Origin of the sequence: Chryseobacterium formosum (assembly GCF_026460885.1) — a bacterium.
Taxonomy (GTDB): domain Bacteria; phylum Bacteroidota; class Bacteroidia; order Flavobacteriales; family Weeksellaceae; genus Chryseobacterium; species Chryseobacterium formosus.
Window position 1 is genome coordinate 1 of record NZ_JAOVZW010000008.1, and the last position, 22,036, is coordinate 22,036.

Annotated in this window: 20 protein-coding genes; 19 read left to right on the forward strand and 1 reads right to left on the reverse strand. The window is 32.7% G+C overall.

From position 1 onward, the window contains the following. From OF897_RS06380 to OF897_RS06410, 7 genes are all read left to right on the forward strand, one after another. Positions 1 to 403, forward strand: a 403-nt coding sequence (locus tag OF897_RS06380; protein ID WP_267264855.1) for a GDP-mannose 4,6-dehydratase, incomplete at its 5' end; no start/stop codon positions are given. A gap of 9 nt (positions 404 to 412) precedes the next feature. Beyond that, positions 413 to 1,279 carry a glucose-1-phosphate thymidylyltransferase RfbA gene (rfbA, locus tag OF897_RS06385; protein ID WP_267264856.1) on the forward strand — a complete coding sequence of 289 codons (867 nt, stop codon included), beginning with the start codon at positions 413 to 415 and terminating at the stop codon, positions 1,277 to 1,279. Positions 1,280 to 1,308: 29 nt separating this feature from the next. Further along, positions 1,309 to 2,448: a non-hydrolyzing UDP-N-acetylglucosamine 2-epimerase gene (wecB, locus tag OF897_RS06390; RefSeq protein WP_267264857.1), complete on the forward strand. Its 1,140-nt coding sequence runs from the start codon at positions 1,309 to 1,311 to the stop codon at positions 2,446 to 2,448. 4 nt (positions 2,449 to 2,452) lie between these two features. After that, positions 2,453 to 3,664, forward strand: a complete 1,212-nt coding sequence (locus OF897_RS06395) for a glycosyltransferase family 4 protein (protein WP_267264858.1) — start codon at positions 2,453 to 2,455, stop codon at positions 3,662 to 3,664. Between the two features lie 26 nt (positions 3,665 to 3,690). Continuing rightward, entirely contained in the window at positions 3,691 to 4,599 is a 909-nt protein-coding gene (locus OF897_RS06400; protein ID WP_267264859.1) for an NAD-dependent epimerase/dehydratase family protein, read from the forward strand. 45 nt (positions 4,600 to 4,644) lie between these two features. Further along, positions 4,645 to 5,196 carry a sugar transferase gene (locus OF897_RS06405; protein WP_267264860.1) on the forward strand — a complete coding sequence of 184 codons (552 nt, stop codon included), beginning with the start codon at positions 4,645 to 4,647 and terminating at the stop codon, positions 5,194 to 5,196. A gap of 52 nt (positions 5,197 to 5,248) precedes the next feature. Continuing rightward, positions 5,249 to 6,382, forward strand: a complete 1,134-nt coding sequence (locus OF897_RS06410; protein WP_267264861.1) for an aminotransferase class I/II-fold pyridoxal phosphate-dependent enzyme — start codon at positions 5,249 to 5,251, stop codon at positions 6,380 to 6,382. A 68-nt stretch (positions 6,383 to 6,450) separates the two neighbouring features. Here OF897_RS06410 and OF897_RS06415 read toward each other — a convergent pair whose 3' ends face one another. After that, complete coding sequence (locus tag OF897_RS06415; RefSeq protein WP_267264862.1) at positions 6,451 to 6,840, reverse strand: helix-turn-helix domain-containing protein; 390 nt, start codon at positions 6,838 to 6,840, stop codon at positions 6,451 to 6,453. Between the two features lie 664 nt (positions 6,841 to 7,504). On the opposite strand from OF897_RS06415, the gene OF897_RS06420 reads away from it, so the two are divergent. The 12 genes from OF897_RS06420 to OF897_RS06475 all read left to right on the forward strand — a co-directional run bounded on the left by OF897_RS06420 (position 7,505) and on the right by OF897_RS06475 (position 21,950). Then, positions 7,505 to 9,136: a hypothetical protein gene (locus tag OF897_RS06420; RefSeq protein ID WP_267264863.1), complete on the forward strand. Its 1,632-nt coding sequence runs from the start codon at positions 7,505 to 7,507 to the stop codon at positions 9,134 to 9,136. A 561-nt stretch (positions 9,137 to 9,697) separates the two neighbouring features. Continuing rightward, positions 9,698 to 10,690: a mannose-1-phosphate guanylyltransferase gene (locus OF897_RS06425; protein ID WP_267264864.1), complete on the forward strand. Its 993-nt coding sequence runs from the start codon at positions 9,698 to 9,700 to the stop codon at positions 10,688 to 10,690. Positions 10,691 to 10,704: 14 nt separating this feature from the next. Beyond that, on the forward strand, positions 10,705 to 11,661 hold the full coding sequence (locus OF897_RS06430; RefSeq protein ID WP_407648285.1) for a GDP-L-fucose synthase family protein: 957 nt from the start codon (positions 10,705 to 10,707) through the stop codon (positions 11,659 to 11,661). 51 nt (positions 11,662 to 11,712) lie between these two features. After that, on the forward strand, positions 11,713 to 12,786 hold the full coding sequence (gene gmd / locus OF897_RS06435) for a GDP-mannose 4,6-dehydratase (protein ID WP_267264865.1): 1,074 nt from the start codon (positions 11,713 to 11,715) through the stop codon (positions 12,784 to 12,786). Positions 12,787 to 12,986: 200 nt separating this feature from the next. Continuing rightward, on the forward strand, positions 12,987 to 13,553 hold the full coding sequence (locus tag OF897_RS06440) for a sugar transferase (RefSeq protein ID WP_267264866.1): 567 nt from the start codon (positions 12,987 to 12,989) through the stop codon (positions 13,551 to 13,553). 18 nt (positions 13,554 to 13,571) lie between these two features. Next, positions 13,572 to 14,210, forward strand: coding sequence for a DUF3575 domain-containing protein (locus tag OF897_RS06445; protein WP_267264867.1), 639 nt, complete (start codon positions 13,572 to 13,574; stop codon positions 14,208 to 14,210). 231 nt (positions 14,211 to 14,441) lie between these two features. Continuing rightward, positions 14,442 to 16,790: a GumC family protein gene (locus OF897_RS06450; RefSeq protein WP_267264868.1), complete on the forward strand. Its 2,349-nt coding sequence runs from the start codon at positions 14,442 to 14,444 to the stop codon at positions 16,788 to 16,790. A gap of 66 nt (positions 16,791 to 16,856) precedes the next feature. Next, positions 16,857 to 18,371, forward strand: a complete 1,515-nt coding sequence (locus tag OF897_RS06455) for an oligosaccharide flippase family protein (protein WP_267264869.1) — start codon at positions 16,857 to 16,859, stop codon at positions 18,369 to 18,371. After that, a complete protein-coding gene (locus tag OF897_RS06460; RefSeq protein WP_267264870.1) occupies positions 18,368 to 19,294 on the forward strand; it encodes a class I SAM-dependent methyltransferase in 927 nt (308 codons plus the stop codon). Before OF897_RS06455 ends, OF897_RS06460 begins: the two co-directional genes overlap by 4 nt. A 12-nt stretch (positions 19,295 to 19,306) precedes the next feature. Then, complete coding sequence (locus OF897_RS06465) at positions 19,307 to 19,906, forward strand: acyltransferase (RefSeq protein ID WP_267264871.1); 600 nt, start codon at positions 19,307 to 19,309, stop codon at positions 19,904 to 19,906. Then, positions 19,903 to 21,039: an NAD-dependent epimerase/dehydratase family protein gene (locus OF897_RS06470; protein WP_267264872.1), complete on the forward strand. Its 1,137-nt coding sequence runs from the start codon at positions 19,903 to 19,905 to the stop codon at positions 21,037 to 21,039. The genes OF897_RS06465 and OF897_RS06470 overlap by 4 nt, the downstream gene beginning before the upstream one ends. Further along, positions 21,036 to 21,950, forward strand: coding sequence for a glycosyltransferase family 2 protein (locus OF897_RS06475; RefSeq protein ID WP_267264873.1), 915 nt, complete (start codon positions 21,036 to 21,038; stop codon positions 21,948 to 21,950). Before OF897_RS06470 ends, OF897_RS06475 begins: the two co-directional genes overlap by 4 nt. The last annotated feature ends 86 nt before the right edge of the window (positions 21,951 to 22,036 follow it).

Here is a 22,036-nt window from a genome sequence, read left to right on the forward strand (position 1 = left end):
TGGAAAATACACAAGAGATTGGTTATTTGTAATTGACCATGCAAAAGCAATTCACCAAATTTTTAACGATGCTAAAACGGGAGAAACTTACAATATTGGTGGTTTCAACGAATGGCAAAATATTGATTTGGTAAAAGAATTGATCAAGCAAATGGATGAAAAATTAGGAAATCCTGCAGGTCATTCTGAAAAGTTAATTACTTACGTAAAAGACAGACCAGGACACGACAAACGTTACGCAATTGACGCAACAAAATTAAATTCTGAATTAGGCTGGAAACCTTCCGTAACTTTCGAACAAGGATTAGGAAAAACAATCGATTGGTTTTTGGAAAATAAAGAATGGCTGGAAAATGTAACAAGCGGAGATTACCAGAAATATTACGAAAAACAATACAACTAATAACACAAGATGAAAGGTATTATTTTAGCCGGAGGTTCCGGAACCAGACTTTACCCTCTTACAATTGCTGTCAGCAAGCAATTAATGCCTGTTTACGATAAACCGATGATTTATTACCCTCTATCTACCTTATTGTTAGCGGGAATTAAAGATATTTTGATTATCACCACTCCACATGATCAGGCAGGATTTATCAAGCTTTTAGGAGATGGTTCACAAATCGGTTGTAATATTGAATATGTAGTTCAACCCAGTCCGGACGGATTAGCACAGGCTTTTATTTTGGGAGATGAGTTTATTGGAAATGACTCCGCGGCTTTAGTTTTAGGAGACAATATTTTTTACGGATCGGAAATGGGAACTTTATTGAAAAATAAAACCAATCCAAATGGCGGTGTTGTTTTCGCTTATCACGTTTCAGACCCTGAAAGATATGGCGTTGTAGAGTTTGATGATAACTTCAAAGCTGTTTCTATTGAAGAAAAACCATTGCAGCCAAAATCAAATTATGCAGTTCCGGGATTGTATTTTTATGATAATGAAGTTGTAGAAATCGCCAAAAACATTCAGCCTTCTCCAAGAGGTGAACTTGAAATTACGGACGTAAACAATGTTTATTTAAGCAAGGGGAAACTAGAAGTTGGTGTTTTAGACAGAGGTACCGCTTGGCTAGATACCGGAACATTTGATTCTTTAAATGATGCCTCAGAATTTGTAAGCGTTATTGAAAAGAGGCAAGGCTTTAAAATAGGATGTATTGAAGAAATCGCTTTTAGAAACGGATTTATAAATGAAGAAAAACTTCTTGAGACTGCCGTAAAATATGGCAAAAGCGGATATGGGGAATACCTGAAGAAATTAGTAACAAAAAAATAAAGCTTGAAGCAGAAAGCAAGAAATAATATATGAAAAAATTAAAAGTAATGACGGTCGTTGGAACAAGACCGGAAATTATCAGACTATCAAGAGTATTAGATGCTTTGGATGCTTCTGAAGCTATAGAGCATATCATCGTTCATACAGGACAAAATTACGATTACGAACTGAACCAAATCTTTTTTGAAGATTTAGGACTTCGTAAACCTGATTATTTCCTTGAAGCTGCAGGAAAAACAGCTACTGAAACAGTAGGGAATATTTTAATTAAAATTGATCCTTTATTGGAGGAACTAAAGCCTGATGCATTTTTGGTTTTAGGAGATACAAACTCATGTTTGTGTGCAATCCCGGCAAAGAAAAGACATATTCCAATTTTCCACATGGAGGCAGGAAACAGATGTTTTGATCAGAGGGTTCCCGAAGAAACCAACCGTAAAATTGTAGATCACACTTCTGATATTAATTTGACTTATTCGGATATTGCAAGAGAGTATCTTTTAAGAGAAGGCCTTCCCGCAGACAGAATCATTAAAACAGGTTCACCAATGTTTGAGGTTTTGAATCATTATTTGCCTCAAATTAATGCTTCACCGGTTCTTGAAAAACTAAATTTAGAAGAAGGCAAATTTTTCGTAGTTTCTTCTCACCGTGAAGAAAATATCAATTCTGAAAAGAATTTCAGAGGTTTAATGGATTCTTTAAATGCAATTGCAGAAAAATATCAGTATCCTATTATCGTTTCTACGCATCCTCGTACGAAAAATATGATTGATAAAATGCAGATTGAAATGCGTCCTGAAATTCAGTTTTTAAAACCTTTAGGTTTTCATGATTATAATGCTTTGCAGAAAAGAGCGTATGCAGTCTTATCAGATTCAGGAACAATTTCGGAAGAGTCTTCTATATTAAATTTCAGAGCATTAAATATTCGTCAGGCACACGAAAGACCGGAGGCAATGGAAGAAGCAAGCGTAATGATGGTCGGTTTGTCTCCAGAACGTATTTTGCAGGCTTTAACACAAGTTTTACAGCAAAAAGTTGGCGAAGAAAGAAACTTCAGACCTGTCTCAGATTACTCAATGCCGAATGTTTCAGAGAAGGTGGTAAGAATTATTATTTCTTATACAGATTATATTAAAAGAACTGTTTGGTCGGAAGAGATTTAAAAAAGTGAATATCTTAATAATTACCCAATATTTCTATCCTGAAAACTTTAAAAGTAATGATTTAGCTTTTGAATTAAAAAATCGTGGACATGATGTTACGGTCTTAACTGGTATTCCCAATTATCCCGAAGGGGAAATTTTTGAAGGATATGGTTTTTTTAAGAATAGAAAGCAAGTTGTAAATGGTGTAAAAGTAATAAGATCATTATTATTGCCAAGAGGAAAAGGAGGTGGTTTGCGGTTATTTGCTAATTATTACAGCTTTGCTTTCTTTGCTTCAATAAAAGCTTTTTTCTTAGGGTTAAATAATAGTTTTGATTCAATAATTGTTCACGAACCATCTCCAATAACACAGTATTATCCGGCTTTATTAATCAATAAACTTTGGAAAACACCTGTGTATTTTTGGGTAATGGATTTATGGCCGGAAAGCTTATCTATTGCAGGAGGAGTTAAAAATAAATTTGTTCTGAACTATTATACTAAAGTTATCAAAAGCTTCTACAAAAACTCAGAGAAGATATTAATAACCTCCAAAGGTTTTAGAGGAGCAATCAATAAAAAAGGAGATTTTAATAATAAGATAGTATATTTTCCAAATTGGGCAGAAGATTCTATCTCAGAAGGTAATAAAGACTTTCCAATTCCACCTCTGCCAGACGGATTTAAAGTGATGTTTGCAGGTAATATAGGAGAAGCTCAGGATTTAGATAACATAATGATGGCAGCATTGCAGCTGACAGAGAATAAGAATATTAAGTTTATTTTAGTGGGAGATGGAAGAAAAATGCCATTTGTGAGGGATTTTGTTCAAAATCATAAACTTGATGACACTGTTTCAATTATGGGAAGATTTCCTGTTGAAGCGATGTCAAGCTTTTTCGATAAAGCAGATGTAATGTTGGTTACACTTAAAGATGATCCTATTTTTAATTTAACGGTTCCTGCCAAATTACAGGCATATATGAGTGCTTCAAAACCTGTTGTAGCAATGTTAAACGGTGAAGGTGCAGAAAACATCATTGATGCTGATTGCGGATTTACCGTTGCTGCCGGAGATTATTCCTCATTGGCAAAAACGATATTGGCTGCATCACAGTTATCTAATATTGAATTACAACAAATGGGGAATAATAGTAGAAAATATTATGAAGATAACTTTAAAATGTCTTCATGTATTTCAAATTTAGAAAAAATAATCTCGAAGAAAAGCTGATCTTTTTTTCTGTAATTTAAATTGTAATGAAAATAATTATTACTGGAGCATCAGGTTTTGTAGGAAAAAATCTTTCAATTTTCTTGCGCAGCAAAGATTATGTAGTCTCGCCTATTTCTCTCAGAAATCAGAATTGGAAGCATAATTTGCAAAGAAATGCTGATGCAATCATCCATCTTGCCGGTAAGGCGCATGATACAAAAAACACTTCAAATCCGGATGAATATTATAAAATAAATCGGGATTTGACTAAAGAGCTTTTCAATGAATTTTTATATTCGGATATAAAAACATTCTTTTATTTTAGTTCAGTTAAAGCTGCTGCAGATTCTGTTGACGATATTTTAATTGAAAAGGTAGAGGCTAAGCCAATTACTCATTACGGAAAATCAAAAATTGCAGCTGAAGAATATATTTTAAGCCAAAATTTACCTGAAGGGAAGAAAATTTATATCATTCGTCCCTGTATGATTCATGGTCCGGGTAATAAAGGAAATCTTAATCTTTTGTATAAAATAGTAGAAAAAGGTTTGCCTTGGCCTCTTGCAGCATTTCATAATCAAAGATCTTTTCTAGGAATTGACAATTTAAATTATCTTATCCATCAGATGCTGTTAAAAGAAAATTTGCAGCCCGGAATTTATAATTTTTCAGACGACGAAGCTCTTTCGACAAATGAATTAATAGAAACCGTAAATAAAGCGCTAGATAAAAAAGCTAAGCTTTGGAATATTTCGAAAGGTTTGATAGAAAAAACTGCTGATTTAGGAGATAAATTAAAATTACCCTTAAACTCTGAAAGATTAAAAAAGCTTACCGAATCTTACGTAGTTTCCAATCAAAAAATAAAATCAGCATTAGGAATAGAAAAACTTCCTTTGTCAGCAGAAGAAGGTCTTATTAAAACGATTAAAAGTTTTAAAGGAACCAAATAATTTAATATTTAACAGTAAAAATAACTTCATTTAAAATTCAAAGCTATGATCCGTATATTCGATTTCTTATTTTCATTTTTCGGGCTTCTTTTTCTTTGGCCTATTGGTTTGATAGTTTACGTTATCGGATTATTTGATACAGGATCTCCCATTTTTATTCAGGAAAGAGTAGGACGTTTTAAAAAACCGTTTAAGTTGATAAAATTCCGTACAATGCCGATGAATACAAAATCTGTGGCAACGCATCTTTCTCAAAATGTTTCAATAACAAAATTCGGAAGCTTTTTGCGAAAATCTAAGCTGGATGAACTACCTCAGCTGATTAATGTTTTAATGGGAGATATGAGTTTGGTGGGACCACGGCCTAACTTATATAATCAAAAAGAACTTATTGAAGAACGTGATAAAAGAGGGGTTTACAATGCTGTTCCTGGGATTACAGGCTTGGCTCAAATTAATGAAATTGATATGTCAACTCCTGTAAAATTGGCAGAAAAGGATGCTGAAATGATTCAAAATTTAACATTATCGGATTATTTTACATACATATTTGCTACTGTTGGCGGAAAAGGTCAGGGCGACAGAATTCAAAAGTGATTTTTCAGGTTGTTTTTTAATCAATTAAATTTACTTTTTAGAATTAAGCAGAATGAAAGACAAAATATGGCTTTCACCACCACATCTTTCAGGCAAAGAAATAGAATTTGTTAAAGATGCATTTGATAAGAATTGGGTAACTTCAATCGGTGAAAATATAAATGAATTTGAAAAAAGTCTTCAGTCAGTTCTCAGAGACGATGTTGAGGTTTGCGTTTTGAATTCGGCGACTTCGGCAATACATTTAGCGTTAATGATGTTAAATGTTTCAGTTGGAGATGAAGTAATTACACCTACATTTTCTTTTGTGGCTTCAGCAAACCCAATCGCTTACTGCGGGGCAACTCCAGTTTTCATAGACTCAGAAAGAGATACCTGGAACATGTGTCCGGTTGCTTTGGAAGAAGCAATTCAGGATAGAATTTCAAATGGTAAAAAGCCAAAAGCGATCATCGTTGTTCATTTGTATGGAATGCCTGCAAAGATGGATGAAATTCTTGAAATTGCGGATAAATACGAGATTCCTGTGATTGAAGATGCTGCAGAAGCTTTAGGTTCAACGTACAAAGGGAAATCTTGTGGAACTTTCGGTCGTTTCGGGATTTTGTCTTTTAATGGAAATAAAATTATCACAACTTCTGGAGGCGGAGCTTTAGTTTGCCACAATCAGGAAGATAAAGATAATGCGGTGTTTTTGTCGACTCAGGCAAGAGATAACGCACCTCATTATCAGCATTCTCATATAGGGTATAACTACAGAATGAGTAATATTGTAGCAGGAATTGGACGCGGACAAATGGAAGTTTTAGACGATAGAGTGGAAGCACGGAGAAAAATGCACGATTTCTATGTTGAACTTTTCAAAGATATTGATGGGGTTGAGGTTTTTTCTGAACCTACGGAAGAATATTATTCAAATCATTGGTTATCAGCAATGGTAATTAATGAAAAGATTACCGGGAGAAATCGTGAAGAGTTAAGATTGGCTTTTTTAGAAGACAATATAGAATCTAGACCTTTATGGAAGCCAATGCACTTACAGCCGGTTTTTGCTGATGCACCTTATTATGGAACAGATGTAGCTGAAAACTTATTTGATAATGGTTTATGCTTGCCTTCCGGCTCTAATCTTTCTGATGAGGATAGAGCAAGAATTAAGGAGGTAATTGCAAAGTTCTTTTCTTAAAAGATCTTCTCTAATACAGTCAATATAAAATGTAAACCACAAATCCTGAGAGTAATCTCAGGATTTGTTTATTTATTTTGTATTAATTTTTCAAGCTTATCAATCATTTCTTTCTGCTGTTGAAGCATTCTCTCATATAAATCAACCATCTTATCCAAAGGATTAAAAGAGCAATTAATATATCCGGAATTATTTGCAACTGCTCCCTCATGAAAAGTGTTAGCAATGATATTAATAGCCTGCTCCTCATCAAAATTCTGAAAAGCCTCCACAGGAATTTTAAGTACTTCAGATATTTTTTGAAGCAGTGGATCTTCTATCACATCCTTTTGTTCAAGCAACGAGATTTTCTTTTGGTTCCACTCTTTTCCTAAATCAAAAGCCAAAGCTTCCTGCTTAATGCCCAGCATTTCTCTGAAGCGTTTGACGTTGCGTCCCTGATGTATTTTTTGTTCCATGGGTCTTTATTTTCTATGCCGTGAAGATACAGCCATTCGGTTAAAATTATTGAATAGTAAAGTTAAAAAATATACGGTAAATATCCTAATGCAGTGACTATATTATTCAATTTCAGAATAAAATATCTTTCCATAATTCCTTTACTTCGTAATGCAGGAAATAGTAATCGCTGGAAAAAAGAAAATAAATTTCGAAGTTGAGTTTTGGGCGCAATACAAAACGAAAGGATTCGTTGGATAAGATCAACACCTTTTTTTAAAAGATTAGATGACACCTCTCATCTGTCACACAACAGTGCTCGACGCAAAACAATCCATCTGTGAAGCGTAACAGGAGAAGATAAAATAAGTCATTAGAAAATCTGGGAAATAAAAATCGTCCTGTAATCCATTAATAACTCCCGTCAATTCGAGTGATTTTCTGCATGGCAGAAAATTGTATCGAGAATCATACCTCAAAGGTACAACCCAACAAAAAATCCTCCTGCTCCCTTTTTACATTGAACATTTCAAACTAAGGCTGGTATAATTATTTCTCATAATTATAAAGATCTCTCAACAAAAAATAAAATATTCAAAATCAGGAATACAATATCCATTTACAAACTTGAATACCTTCTCTTCGTTAAAGAAATTTGTGATGTAACATTTAAAATACAGCACAATGGAAACAAAAAACAAAATCGACATTCCTTTACATAATGAAATCATCAGAAATCAGATCTCACAGACCATCAAGGAATTCTCGGTGCTTCAGCTTCATTTTTTCAAAACTGAAAATTCAGAATACACTGAGATATTGATCCTGATGAAAGAGACTAAGGAAGCAGAAACACTGCGCATAAGACCTTGGATAGGGAAGGCAGCAGAAGCATATAAGGTACACATATATATTTCTTACTATCACAAAGCGGAATATCAGCTGAAGCACGGCAACCCTTTTTATCAGTACTATGCTGATCCGTCGGCAATATTTTGGAAAGGAGATAATGTGGACGAACTTTTGCAGACATATGGTACAAAAAAAGAGTTTAAGAAAAAGCGCAATGTTTTTAAGGAAAAATTTTACCATGACCATGATATACTCATGACCGAAGTTGAAAAATTTCGCTCCCGTCGGATGTATGCAAGTGCTTTTCAAAGCTACCTTACAGTATTTGAGCATAATATTGAATATTTAGAAAACCTTTTCATGGGATGGATCTCTTATGGGAAAAATATCCATCATAGACTGAAGCATTTGATGCGATATATTCCCGAACTTAAGAAGGTATTCGTAATGAAAGACGAGCATTCTTTTTACCTCATCGGCAAAATAGAAGAGTCAATAAAAGCAGCGGAAGAAGATGACGAATCCTTTGTAAGTTCAGAGTCTTTTGGGGCGGTTAAAGCTGCAGAAGAGCAGGTATACAGAATGGTGGTCGACCGTTTTTCGGAACTCGGCAAAATGACCGCTTTCAAAAAAACAGAACATTGGGCCACTGCCGCCGAAGATACTGCTGTTCTGTCTGATGTCAGATTGGAAAAAGCTGTTGAAACGATAGTGGAAAGATTGAGCCCTGAAGAAATTTATATGTTCCATAAAAAAGAAAGCTACTCGCAAAACGGAACGGAAAAGGTAGTATATTACTATCTACTCTTAATTGGTGAGGGCTTGGGAGACAATTCTTTATATGATACTCAGCAGTCTGTTAGAGACAAATCACGAGGAAAAGTGAATGTTATTATTCTCGGACACCGCCGGTTTTCAATACAGGATCGCCTTTTTCAGTCTCAGGAGTTTATGCACAAAATAATGACAGATGAAAATAGGGTGTATGCATCACACCGGTATCATCCTCCGATACATTGGGAATATTTGTCTTCAGATGAGCATGGAGATGTATGCATCTATTATAACAGAATGATAAAAACCGTAAAGCAGTATTTTGTTGTTAGGGAAAAGGCTGATGCAGAAAATGACGAATTATTTTTTCTGCTGTTCTCACATGCTTTAATGAGAATTCTGCGTTTTTATTTATACTGTTCACTGAGCAATTATTTCCCCAACTTCAGCAAAATGGATGATACTTGGAATTTATGTCTGTACGCCGATCCGTCTTTGGAGAAAATTGAATTTCTCTTCGAAAAAATTTCTCCGGAATTTTTCAGGTTGACAAATTCGTTCTTAAAGTACACAGACCGCTCATACTGCTTTCAAAATAATGAATTGCCGGTAATGGATGAAATCCTCAACACCCTCTTGGGAAAATTAGAAAAACTGATCAAGGGCAGTAATCTCAGAAGGAATGAGTAAAATGGTGAAGAAAAGAAGGTGCAAATTAAAGAAGTGTTACTCCCACTCAAAGCCCACTTTAATGCCACTGTAATGACTGTAAGTATAGAGAAAAAAGTTATTGTTGCCTGAGTTTTTATATTTCACCAATGCTTTCTTTACAAAAGATTAAAAAAGGGATTAAATATACTTTAATACTCTGAAAGGATAGATAAATGGTGTATTGACAATTAGGTTCCCACAACCATGATATCTTGGAATTCAATGGAACAACAATGTCAGGCTTTAAAAAATATTTTGAAAAAACATTATCATGCATAAACAGAATAAAGCGTTAGAATAATATCGTATCACACAGTGTCTGAACTAAAGTGATAATGATCGGTCAAGGTCTAAATTAAATAGTTAAAGCTGAGGTTGCATCTGTTTTTTTTATTTTTAAGAAGAGATTGATTCAAAAATAGTAATTATTGTCTTAAAATAGAAATACTCGTATATTTACAGGCTAATAAAAAGCGGATGAAATTGTCGGACTTAATTTCGCAGTCGATGATTTTTATAAATTGGTGATTAAAATAGAGCATGAAAATATACAACGTAATTTTATCAGGAGGTGTAGGAAGCAGACTTTGGCCTCTTTCACGTAAGCAACATCCTAAACAGTTTCTAAAATTATTTTCTGGTAAAGCATTGTTTGAATTAACAGCCGAACGTAATCAGAAAGTTGTAGATCAGATTATGGTTGTGGGAAATACAGATCATATTGAATGGAGCAAACAGCTTCTAAGTGATATTTCTCTTCCTAAAACTTTTATCACAGAAACTGCTGCTCGAAATACAGCTGCCGCTATTGCATTTTCTGCTTTGGCAGTAGATCCTGATGATATATTGATTATCACACCTTCAGATCATTTAATTCAAAACCAAGATGCTTACGAAAAAGCTATAAAAGAGGCTGTTGAATTAGCTAAAAAGGATTTTCTTGTAACTTTCGGAGTAGTTCCTTCAAAACCGGAAACCGGATATGGTTATATTGAATATGAAGGTAAAGATGTACTCTCATTCAGAGAAAAACCAAATACGGAAACTGCTCAGGAATTTTTAGAAAGAGGAACTTTTCTTTGGAATTCCGGAATGTTTTGCTTTAAAGCAGGGGTGCTTTTAGAAGAATTAAAAAATTATCAGTCTGAAGTATTTGATAAATGCAATGAAGCTTGGCAAACATCAGAAAATCAATGTTTGAATATTGATGCATCACTACAGATTCCTTCCATCAGTATTGATTATGCGGTGATGGAGAGATCGAAAAAAATAAAAGTGGTTCCGGCACATTTCAGATGGAATGATTTGGGATCTTTTGAATCTTTATATGACTATTTACGTTCTACAGGTCATCCTGTCGATGAAAATGGCAATATGGTCATCGGAACGGAAATTTTCACAGCTTTTGTAGGACTTAAAGATTCTATTTTGGTTCATACTCCGGATGCATTGTTGATTCTTCACAAAGAAAAATCACAGGATGTAAAGAAAGTGTACAATCAACTTGAAAAATATAAATCAACTTTAAGATAATTAAATCGATAAAAATGATTTCAAAAGAGTCAGTAATATATATAGCAGGTCACCGTGGTATGGTAGGTTCTGCAATTTGGAGACAGTTATCAGAAAAAGGATATACCAATTTGATTGGGTTAACCAGTAGTGAGCTTGATCTAAAAGATCAAAAAGCGGTAGCTGAGTTTTTTGAAACTAAAAAACCGGATGTGGTAATTGATGCAGCAGCAAAAGTTGGGGGTATTTTAGCTAACAATTCTTATCCTTATCAGTTTTTGATGGAAAATATGCAGATTCAGAATAATCTGATTGATGCTTCATTGAAAAATGATGTCGAAAAGTTTATTTTTCTTGGCTCATCTTGTATTTATCCTAAATTAGCGCCGCAACCGTTAAAAGAAGAATACTTATTAACAGATTCTTTGGAACCAACTAACGAATGGTATGCAGTTGCTAAAATTACAGGGATTAAAACTTGTGAAGCAATCAGAAAACAATTTGATAAAGATTATGTTTCTTTAATGCCTACTAATCTGTATGGTACGCATGATAATTTCGATTTGAATACCTCTCATGTCTTACCGGCAATGATTAGAAAATTTCATGAAGCAAAAGAAAATGATAATGCACCCGTAACATTATGGGGATCAGGAACTCCTATGAGAGAATTTCTTTTTGTAGATGATATGGCTGCTTCTGTAATTTTTGCTTTAGAAAACAGGCTTCCTGAGCATTTATATAATGTAGGAACTGGAGTTGATTTAACGATCAGAGATTTAGCAGAATTAATTCAGAAAGTGACAGGGCATACCGGAGAAATTCTTTGGGATGCAGAAAAACCGGATGGAACTCCAAGAAAATTGATGGATGTATCAAAAATGCATGAATTAGGTTGGAAACATAAGGTAGATCTTGAGGCTGGAATCACAAAAACATATCATTGGTTCTTAGAAAACATAAATAATTTTAAAGAAGTTAAAATGTCATAGATGAATTTTTGATTCATCATTTACATATTATAAAACGAATACATCACGAAGATGAAAACAGCATTAATCACAGGAGTTACCGGGCAGGACGGTTCATATTTAGCAGAGCTTTTATTGGAAAAAGGATATAGAGTTCATGGTATTAAAAGAAGAGCATCTTCGTTCAATACGCAGAGAATCGATCATTTGTATCAGGATCAGCATGAGCAAAATGTACATTTTACATTGCATTATGGTGATTTGACAGACTCTATGAATATTATAAGAATTATTCAGGAAGTTCAGCCTGATGAGATTTATAACTTAGGGGCAATGTCTCATGTAAAAGTATCGTTCGACTCTCCGGAATATGTTGCTAATGTTGACGGAATCGGAACTTTAAGAATTCTTGAAGCGGTTCGTATTCTTGGTTTAGAAAAGAAAACCAGAATTTATCAGGCATCAACATCTGAATTGTATGGAGGCTTGCCTGAAAATAAAAATTCAGCAGGTTTTTATGATGAAAACTCTCCATTTTATCCTCGTTCACCTTATGGTGCTGCAAAAATCTATGGTTTTTGGATTACAAAAAACTATCGTGAAGCTTACGGAATGTTTGCTTGTAATGGTATTTTATTCAATCATGAATCTCCAAGAAGAGGAGAAACTTTTGTTACCCGTAAAATTACAATGGCAACCGCAGCAATTGCAAAGGGAAAACAGGAATGTCTTTATTTAGGAAATTTAAATGCGCTTCGTGACTGGGGACATGCTAAAGATTATGTTGAGGCAATGTGGAGAATTCTTCAGCAGGATAAACCTGAAGATTTCGTAATTGCAACAGGTGTTACAACATCTGTAAGAGATTTTGTGCGTATGGCATTTAATGAAATTGGGGTAGAACTATCTTTTGAAGGCGAAAATGAATCTGAAGTTGCGAAAGTTGTAGCATGTAATAATCCGTTATATCAATTAGAAATAGGTAAAACAGTAGTTTCTGTCGATCCGGAATATTATAGACCTACAGAAGTAGATCTTTTAATTGGTGATCCTACGAAATCTAAAACACAATTAGGATGGGAACCGCAATATGATCTTCAGGCTTTGGTGAAAGAGATGGTGGAAGGTGATTTGAAGTTAGATTAAATTGTATAAAAGTTGGTTTGCTTTACTCAGAACACAGAGAGTAATAAAATAATTTGTTTTAATTAAATTTAATATACGAATATAACAGTTTGCTTTTCATGAAGTAAGCTGTTTTTTATGTTTAATATTCTGTTTTAAATTTAAATCCTTAAATAGAGAGTCAACATCTTTCCTTATATTTACAGACCAATTTTGTGGAAGTGAAAAAATATCCTTGGTGGAAAGCAATGATGGATTATGGAATAGGTTTCTTGGCAACCGTCATTTTACTCCCTGTTTTTTTTATTCTTTTTATTATCTCGTCTTTTGATACGGGGTTTCCGGGTATTTTCCGGCAGAAAAGAATCGGCAGATTTGGAAAAGTTTTTATAATCTATAAATTCAGAACCTACCATTCCATCACTCATACAAAATCAGCAGTAGGGAAATGGATGAGAAAAACCAAGCTGGATGAACTGCCACAGTTGTTTAATATTCTTAAAGGAGATATGTCTTTAGTGGGACCTCGACCGGATATTTCGGGATATTATGATGTATTAAAGGGAAATGACAGATTAGTTCTTGGATTAAAACCAGGCTTAACGAGTGAAGCAGGAATTAAATATAGAAATGAAGAAGAAATATTAAACCGACAAGAAAACCCTTTAAAATATAATGATGAAGTTCTTTTCCCTGAGAAAATAAAAATGAACTTGTATTATTACAATCACCTTACATTTAAAAATGATTTAAAAATATTGCTTAAAACTTTTTCTGTTTTAAGATAATGATGTTGAAATATAGTTATGAAGTATAAAATCAAATTCTTTTCAAAAATATCTTTCATTTTTTTATTTTTGGTTTTCATGAAAATTGAGGCACAGAAAGTAGAATTGAAAGCAAATACCGTATTCTTGCCTTTGGCGATGATTAATTTAGCTGTAGAAAAACCTTTGAATAAAAAATTTTCAATACAGGCTGAAGGCTTTATTTCTCCGTGGAAATCATTTCATGGCAAAAATTTGCAGTTTTATATGGGAACTTTAGAAGGTAGATATTATTTTGATGAAGTAATGAAAAAATGGTACGTCGGAGCATACGGATCAATCACGGCTTTTAATATTCAAAAATGGAATTATTTAAGAGCATCTCCTGTTTATGATTCTAGTGGTAATCCTGAGATTTTGCCGGACGGAAATATTAGGATAACAGAAAGATACCAAAAAGGTCTTGCTTTTATATTCGGGATAAGTGGTGGTTATCATTTTGTGATAAACGAAAAACTTGGATTAGATATTTATGCAGGCATTGGAGCAACGCAGTCCATTTACAAAGGATATTTGAAAGATAACAATGAGCGCTACGATGGTGCAAATGGCTGGAATAAAAGTGGGGAAATTATTCCTACAAGAGGAGGTTTAATGCTTACATATAAATTTCAATAAAATATTATCTTTACATGTTTTCTTATATTACATATTTTTTGTAGTATTATAAAATTGTTTGTAAATTTTTTAAATGATAATAATTAAAGGTCTTGTGATAACTGAAAAATACTGATAAAGTCTATTATAATGAAATATCAATGCCTTCAATTTATAAAATATAGATATATTTGCAGCGTTTAAAATAGAATAATTAAAAATAAATCTTAATTCTCAATATAATCCAACAAAATGGATAACAAAAACAATAAAGAAGTTAATATTAAAGAGTTTATTAGTCCATATGTGAAAAATTGGAAGTATTTCGTAGGAATGGTTTTTCTGATGGGAGTATTGGCAATTTTTTATCTTAAATCAAAAGTTTCTATTTATAAGGTTCAAACTTCTGTACTTATAAAAGATGCAAAGAAAATGTCTGCTGCCTCAGGAGATATAGGCATATTGCAAAGTATAGGTGGATTTAGCGGAATGGGTACAAACAGTATCGAAAACGAAGTTGGAGTTTTTGAGTCAAAAAGTATTGTTGAAGATGTTGTAAGAGAACACAATTTTCAAACACCGGTTTATGCAAAGCAAACATTTAATCAAGTAGAACTTTACGGAGTTACAAATCCATACATAATTAATGTTATTCAGGATAAAAAGAATGTAGATTTACCCAAAAAACCTATTTCTATTAAATCTAAAGGTAACGAAATTGTCTTATCTTCGGAAGAATGGAAAAAAGATATCACGACTACCTACAATAAAACGATAAGTTTGCCTTATGCAAATATCATTATTAGTAAAAATCAAACATTTAAGCCCTTAAAGAAGATGGATATGTCTGATGTTTGTTTTTATTATAGCGATTTTGAGAGTACTGTTAATGATCTTCAGGAAGCTTTAATGGTAGATTTGCTAGATAAAGACGGAACGATTATCAGTCTGTCTGTTGATTTTGAAAATAAAGATAAAGCTAAGGATTTATTAAATGGTTTAGTAAGACAGTACAATGTTTATGCAGTAAATGACAAGAATATTGAGTCAAAAAGAACAAAAGATTTTATAGATAAAAGAATTACTTTAATATCTAGAGAATTAGGTGATGTTGAGACTCAAAAAGAAGGTTATAAGTCAGATAATAGAATAGTTGATTTGGCTTCTGAGGCAAGAATTAATCTTCAGATGAAAGAACAGAGCAAATCTCATATTCTTGAGTTGGGAACGCAAGTGGAGCTTAACAGGATTCTTCAAAGTACATTAAACAAAAAAGGATCGGGAGATGTATTGCCTCTGAATATTGGTTTGGATAACGATGCTGCTGGAAAAGCAATTCAAGAATATAACGCATTGGTTTTACAAAGAAATAAATATCTTGAAGAAGCTACACCAGACAACCCATTAGTAAAGACCGTTAACAAGCAAATTGAAGAAATGAAATCTTCTTTATCTGAAACGCTTCAAAAAAATGCCATTTCACTAGAGTTGGCGAAAAGAAAGGTTGAAGGTCAGTTAGGAAGTTCTGAGCAAATGATTAGTAAAATTCCTACGCAGGAGAAACTTTTCAGAAGTATTGAAAGACAGCAGCAAATAAAAGAGAGTCTGTATTTATTGCTTTTGCAAAAGAGAGAAGAAGCAGCAATAAGCATGGAAATCACTGCAGAAAAAGCAAGAGTTATTGATAAGGCATTTGTATATAGAAAGCCAGTTGCACCGAAGAAAATGTTTACTCTAGGCGTTTTTCTTTTGGCAGGAGCATTAATTCCCTTTGTGTTTATTTATTTAAAACAATTATTGCAGAGCACAATTATTACAAGAGCTGATATTGCTAAGCTTACAAAAATTCCGGTTATTGCGGAAATCCCGAAACTTAAAATTAAAGAAAATCCTCTTGTTTCTTTTAATGATGTTACTCCAATGGCGGAGTCATTCAGGATTTTTGTAACTAACTTAAGATTCTTATTACCTGCTAAAGATGCTCCACATATTATTTTGGTAACATCTTCAGTAAAAGGGGAAGGTAAAACTTTTATATCAACAAATTTATCAATTATATTAGCTTCTGCACGTAGTAAAGTATTAGTAGTAGGTGCCGATGTAAGAAATCCGCAGTTGCAGAGATATAACCCTGCTATGAAAAATGCAAAAGGTTTAACAGAATTCTTAAGTGGAGAAGAAATTTCTATTAACGAAATAACTCATCCAAGTGGTTATAATGAAAATTGTGATTTTATTTATTCTGGTTCTATACCTCCAAATCCTACAGATCTTTTGCAAAATGGTAGATTAGATGAGCTTTTAGAATTAATCAAGGCAGAGAATAAATACAAGTATATTGTTTTAGATACTGCACCTTTACTTCTTGTAACAGATTCTTTCCTTATTGCTGATAAGAGTGATGCGATTGTATATGTTACCAGATCTGAAGTTACAGAAAATAGCTACATTGAGTTTTTGAATAACTCTATTGAAGATGATAAACTTAAAAACGTAGGAATTGTTCTAAACGGAGTAAAAGAATCTAATTTCGGATACGGAAATAAGTATGGATATGGCTATAATGCGGAAGAAAAAAAATGGTGGCAAAAATATTTTTAACTTCACCATTATCAATCTGAAATTAAAATTCAATGTAAGTTGCTCTAATTTATACCAAATGATGTAATGAATTTTTCTTCAAAAAAACTAACAATTAATGCAGTTTCGGCAGTCGTTCAGGTTGTCTTTACTGCTTTATTGTACTTTTTTCTGTATAAATATTTGTTGAAATCAATTGGTATTGAGCAATTGGGAGTTTGGTCACTCATTTTATCTTTTTCATCGATTGCAAATTTGGCTAATCTTGGATTAACTTCGGGCTTGGTAAAGTTTGTAGCAGAGTATCTTACAGAAAATGATAATACTAAACTTGGCAAACTTATTTTTACATCTACACTATCGATGGTAGTTTTATTTGTTGTTTTAAGTTTAATTATACTTTTCGGCGCTCAGTTTTTTTTAGAGTATATAATTGACGAAAATTTTCTTGATACCGCATTAGAAATACTTCCTTATTCTTTGGCTTCTCTCTGTATTAATGCAGTTGGTGGTGTTTTTACGTCTGTTTTGGAAGGTCATCAAAAAAATTACATTAGAAATTTCATCTATATTATTTCGGGTATTATAATGTTTGCTGCAACAGCTTTGTTAACACCCGTATATCATCTAAAAGGTGTTGCTATAGCACAACTTTTACAATCTGTCTTTATTTTTGTAACAGCTTTGGTATTTACCATTAGAATTAATCCCGATAATAAAATCCGTTACTGGAAATGGAGTTCACAATCATTTAAAGAACTTTTCAATTACGGTTACAAGTTTCAAATGGTTTCGGTCGCTCAACTCTTGTGTGAACCGACAACAAAAGTACTTTTGAGTAAATTTGGAGGTTTGGCATTTGTAGGACATTATGAAATGGCAAGCAAGGCAGTCAACCAATTTCGTGCTTTGCTGGTAAATGCCAATCAAATAGTAATTCCGGTAATTGTAGAAAATGCTAAAATAAAAACAGAAGGAGAATCGCAAAAATTTTATCAAATGATGAATCGGGTTTTAGCGATTTTTACATTACCTCTGTCTTCTCTGCTGATATTGGGAATACCGTTTATTTCTATATTTTGGGTTGGAAGTTTTAATATAGAATTTGCTGTTTCTATGTTGATTTTGAGTATGTCATCAGTTATAAACATTTTATGTAGTCCAGCTTATTTTAGCTGTTTGGCAGAAGGTCGATTGACGATTTTAGTATTTGTACACAGTATAATGGCAATTCTTAATTTAATTTTAGGTTATTTACTAGGGTTGTTTTTCGAAGGCTATGGAGTGGCATTTGCGTGGGGTATTTCTGTCTCAATTGCTTCGGTGATATTAATTTACAGCTACGGAAAAAAAATACGTTTAAATTATTTTAATATTTTCAGTATAAATTATAGGCTTCAATTTTTACTTTTTTTATTGATTAGTTTAATTTGTGTTGCTGTATTTCTTTCTGTTTATATACCAAAAAATGAAATTAGTGCAATCATTTTGGTTTTAATAATTTTGTTATATATTCCACTATTGCTAAAGAATGAAATAATAAAACGTCTAATGAAAAAGTTAGACTTTAGCACAAAAACAATTATCAAACGAAAAAGATGATGACAGAATATAAATGTAAAATATGTGATAATTCAAAAAATAATAAAGAATTGATTGGTCGTGAAATGATGTTTGGTTTTCACGATGAATTCATATATTTTAAGTGTTCATTATGCGGTTGCTTACAGATTAATCAGCCTCCTGCAGATTTGGCAAAATATTATCCTATTGATCAGTATTATTCTTTTCAAAGTCAGCCCAAGAAAAATTGGAAAACGACTGTGAAAAATATTCTGTTTCAGTTATATTATAGACGAATATTACCTTATAACTTTTTTTATCAGAAAGAGTCTAATTTACTATCTGTTTTAAGAGATATGGATTTTCAGTCTCCTATCTTGGATGTTGGCTGCGGAAATGGTAATTTTCTACAACAAATGGCAACTTGGGGATATAGAAATTTAACAGGGATTGATCCATTCATCGATAAAGATATTACATTAGATAAAAACTCGGGTAAAGTTTTAAAACAAACGGTTTTTGAGCATACAGGAAGTTATTCATTAATCATGATGAGTGGTGTATTAGAGCACATGGATCATCAAACAGATGTAATGCAGGAATTACACAGACTTTTAAAACCGGATGGTATTTTATTGATACAGATTCCCGTTGTAGATAGTTTTGCATGGCGTAAATATGATGTTAATTGGTTTCAGTTAGACGCTCCCCGTCATTTTTACATACACAGTGTGAAAAGTATGAACTATTTGGCAAAAAATACAGGATTTGTAATAAAAGATGAACATTACGAATCAGGAGCTTACCAATTTATTGAAAGTGAAAAATATATTAGAAATATAAAATATAGTGGAAGTTTCCCGTTTTCATCAGAATTCGAAAAAGAATGTCATAAGCAAGCAAAAATTCTTAACAAAATGAAAGATGGTGACGTAGTACGTTTTGTTTTACAAAAGCAATAAACAAAGTAAATCATGAATTTTTTTGATAGAGGAAAGTTGGCTATTTTAGAGCGTATTTTACGCACTATTCCGGTTCGTTTTAAAATCGGAAAAATACATTTCAAATCTACATTTCTTTCTCCAATTTTTATATTTAACGGAAAAAATGTGAGAATAGAAAAAGGAGTGGCAATTTATCCGAAATGTCGTATGGAAACCCATAATGGTGGCTCAATTGTAATTGAAGAAAATACCAATATTGGACAAAATTTTCATATTATAAGTGGTGAACAAGAACTGCGCATTGGAAAAAATACTACAATTTCCGGTAATGTATTTATTACTAATCTTGATCATGATTATAAAGAAATAAATAAACATATTCTAGAACAAAAACATTTTGTAAAAAAAACATTGATTGGGGAAAATTGTTTCATAGGATATGGTGCAGCAATCCAAGCAGGAACCGTTTTAGGAAAACAATGTATTGTAGGCACCAACTCCGTAGTTTATGGGAGTTTTCCGGATTATTGTGTGATTGTTGGAGCGCCAGCGAAAATTATAAAACGCTACTCATTTGAAAAACAAGCTTGGTTAAAGACCGATGCTAAAGGTAATTTTATTGAGATATGAAAAATATACTGATTACGGGAGGAGCTGGTTTTATAGGTTCTAATATTGCCCTTAAACTTATAGATAAAGGATTTAAGGTGACAGTTTTAGATAATTTATCACCACAAATTCACGGAGATAATCCAGAAAATACTTCACCACTTTACAGAAATATTATTAATAAAGTTAAATTTATTGAAGGTTCTGTCACCAGCAAAGAAGATTGGATAAATGCACTGGAAAACCAAGATGCAATTATACATCTAGCAGCAGAAACAGGAACAGGACAATCAATGTACGAAATAAAAAAATATATTGATGTAAATATCGGAGGAACAGCTATGATGTTGGATTTTTTGGCAAATAATGCTCATCAGGTAAAAAAAGTTATTATCGCATCATCCAGAGCTATTTATGGGGAAGGGAAATATAATTGTACCAAGCATGGAATTGTATATCCTGTAGAAAGGGAAGATAAAGATATGGAAAGCGGAGATTTTTCATGCAAATGTCCCTTATGCAAAAAGAATGTAGAATTGCTTCCAACATCAGAAGATAGCAAAATTCATCCAACTTCAGTATATGGTATTACCAAACAAAATCAAGAACAGCTTGTTCTAACAGTTTGTAAATCTTTGAATATTGCCGCTGTAAGTTATAGATATCAAAATGTTTATGGTCCCGGGCAATCTTTATCAAATCCATATACCGGAATATTATCAATATTTTCAACCCGTATTAAAAACGGGAACGAAATAAATATTTTTGAAGACGGAAAAGAAACAAGAGATTTCGTTTTTATAGAAGATATTGCTCAGGCGACAATTTTAGGATTAGAAAAAGAGGAAGCAAACGGTAAGGTTTATAATGTAGGAACAGGTGTTGCGACTGATGTAATAACTGTAGCCAATACATTAGCAAAATATTATGAATTAGAAGTACCTATTCAAGTCTCCGGAAATTATAGATTAGGAGATATCAGACATAATTTTGCAGACATTTCAAAGATAAAATCAGATTTAGGTTTTGAACCTCAATGGGATTTTGATAAAGGAATACAGGCTTTTACAGGCTGGGTGAACGAACAGGAAATTCCTGTAGATAAATACGAATTATCTATTGAGGAGATGAAGAATAAAGGTCTGTACAAATGAATGGGAAGATTGGTATTGTAACCGTTTTATATAATAGTGAATCTGTACTTAATGAGTTTTTTGAAACCTTAAGCAAACAAACATATACCAACTTTGTTTTGTATGTGGTAGATAATTTGTCTCCCGATAGTTCATTGGAACTTAGCACAAAATTAAGTATTCAATATTCTTTTAAAACGATAATTATCGAGAATGATGACAATTATGGTGTAGCAAAAGGAAATAATATTGGCATCAGAAAAGCTGTAGAAGACCATTGTGATTTTATACTGTTATCTAACAATGATATTGCTCTTGAAAGTGATGCTCTTGAAAAATTGTTATTCGGATTAGATAAGCATAATGCAGATTTGGTAGTTCCTAAAATTTATTTTTACGGAACAAATAAAATTTGGGCTGCAGGTGGCGGTTACAAAAAACGAAACGGACTTACTATACAATACGGTCAGGAAGAACAAGATCACGGACAATTCAATAAAGACGAAAAGGTTGATTATGCGCCAACATGTTTTATGCTGGTAAAAAGGGAAATTTTTACAAGTGTAGGATTAATGGATGAAAATTACTTTGTTTATTACGATGATACAGATTTTGTTCACAGAGCTTTAAATGAAAAGAAAAAGACTTTGTGGTATATTTCAGATTCTGTAATTCATCATAATGAATCTACATCTACAGGTAAAATGAGTGATTTTTCAGTGAAGTTTCTTTGGCGAAATTTAGTGTACTTTTCGCTTAAAAATTACAGTTTTTTATATTCAAGATATGTTGTGCTTTATAACTTTTTGTACATTTTTATAATACTTTATTTTAGATACTCACGTAAGCAGTGGTTAATTGCTCTGAAAGCGTATAAGGAAGGATTAAATTTGTATTTAAAAAATAAACCAGTAAAACCTGAATATTTATAAATAATAAAGCTTGTTCTAAATTGAAATAATCTAATCAATGTAAAATTTAAATGATTTACTCATTTACTTATATTTGCAAATGGAAA

Coding starts and splice junctions, on each gene's coding strand:
- OF897_RS06470 (WP_267264872.1), top strand. CDS start 19,903: ATGAAAAATATACTGATTACGGGAGGAGCTGGTTTTATAGGTTCTAAT.
- OF897_RS06450 (WP_267264868.1), top strand. CDS start 14,442: ATGGATAACAAAAACAATAAAGAAGTTAATATTAAAGAGTTTATTAGT.
- OF897_RS06465 (WP_267264871.1), top strand. CDS start 19,307: ATGAATTTTTTTGATAGAGGAAAGTTGGCTATTTTAGAGCGTATTTTA.
- OF897_RS06460 (WP_267264870.1), top strand. CDS start 18,368: ATGATGACAGAATATAAATGTAAAATATGTGATAATTCAAAAAATAAT.
- OF897_RS06455 (WP_267264869.1), top strand. CDS start 16,857: ATGAATTTTTCTTCAAAAAAACTAACAATTAATGCAGTTTCGGCAGTC.
- gmd (WP_267264865.1), top strand. CDS start 11,713: ATGAAAACAGCATTAATCACAGGAGTTACCGGGCAGGACGGTTCATAT.
- OF897_RS06420 (WP_267264863.1), top strand. CDS start 7,505: ATGGAAACAAAAAACAAAATCGACATTCCTTTACATAATGAAATCATC.
- rfbA (WP_267264856.1), top strand. CDS start 413: ATGAAAGGTATTATTTTAGCCGGAGGTTCCGGAACCAGACTTTACCCT.
- OF897_RS06445 (WP_267264867.1), top strand. CDS start 13,572: ATGAAGTATAAAATCAAATTCTTTTCAAAAATATCTTTCATTTTTTTA.
- OF897_RS06405 (WP_267264860.1), top strand. CDS start 4,645: ATGATCCGTATATTCGATTTCTTATTTTCATTTTTCGGGCTTCTTTTT.
- wecB (WP_267264857.1), top strand. CDS start 1,309: ATGAAAAAATTAAAAGTAATGACGGTCGTTGGAACAAGACCGGAAATT.
- OF897_RS06415 (WP_267264862.1), bottom strand. CDS start 6,840: ATGGAACAAAAAATACATCAGGGACGCAACGTCAAACGCTTCAGAGAA.
- OF897_RS06430 (WP_407648285.1), top strand. CDS start 10,705: ATGATTTCAAAAGAGTCAGTAATATATATAGCAGGTCACCGTGGTATG.
- OF897_RS06425 (WP_267264864.1), top strand. CDS start 9,698: ATGAAAATATACAACGTAATTTTATCAGGAGGTGTAGGAAGCAGACTT.
- OF897_RS06475 (WP_267264873.1), top strand. CDS start 21,036: ATGAATGGGAAGATTGGTATTGTAACCGTTTTATATAATAGTGAATCT.
- OF897_RS06400 (WP_267264859.1), top strand. CDS start 3,691: ATGAAAATAATTATTACTGGAGCATCAGGTTTTGTAGGAAAAAATCTT.
- OF897_RS06410 (WP_267264861.1), top strand. CDS start 5,249: ATGAAAGACAAAATATGGCTTTCACCACCACATCTTTCAGGCAAAGAA.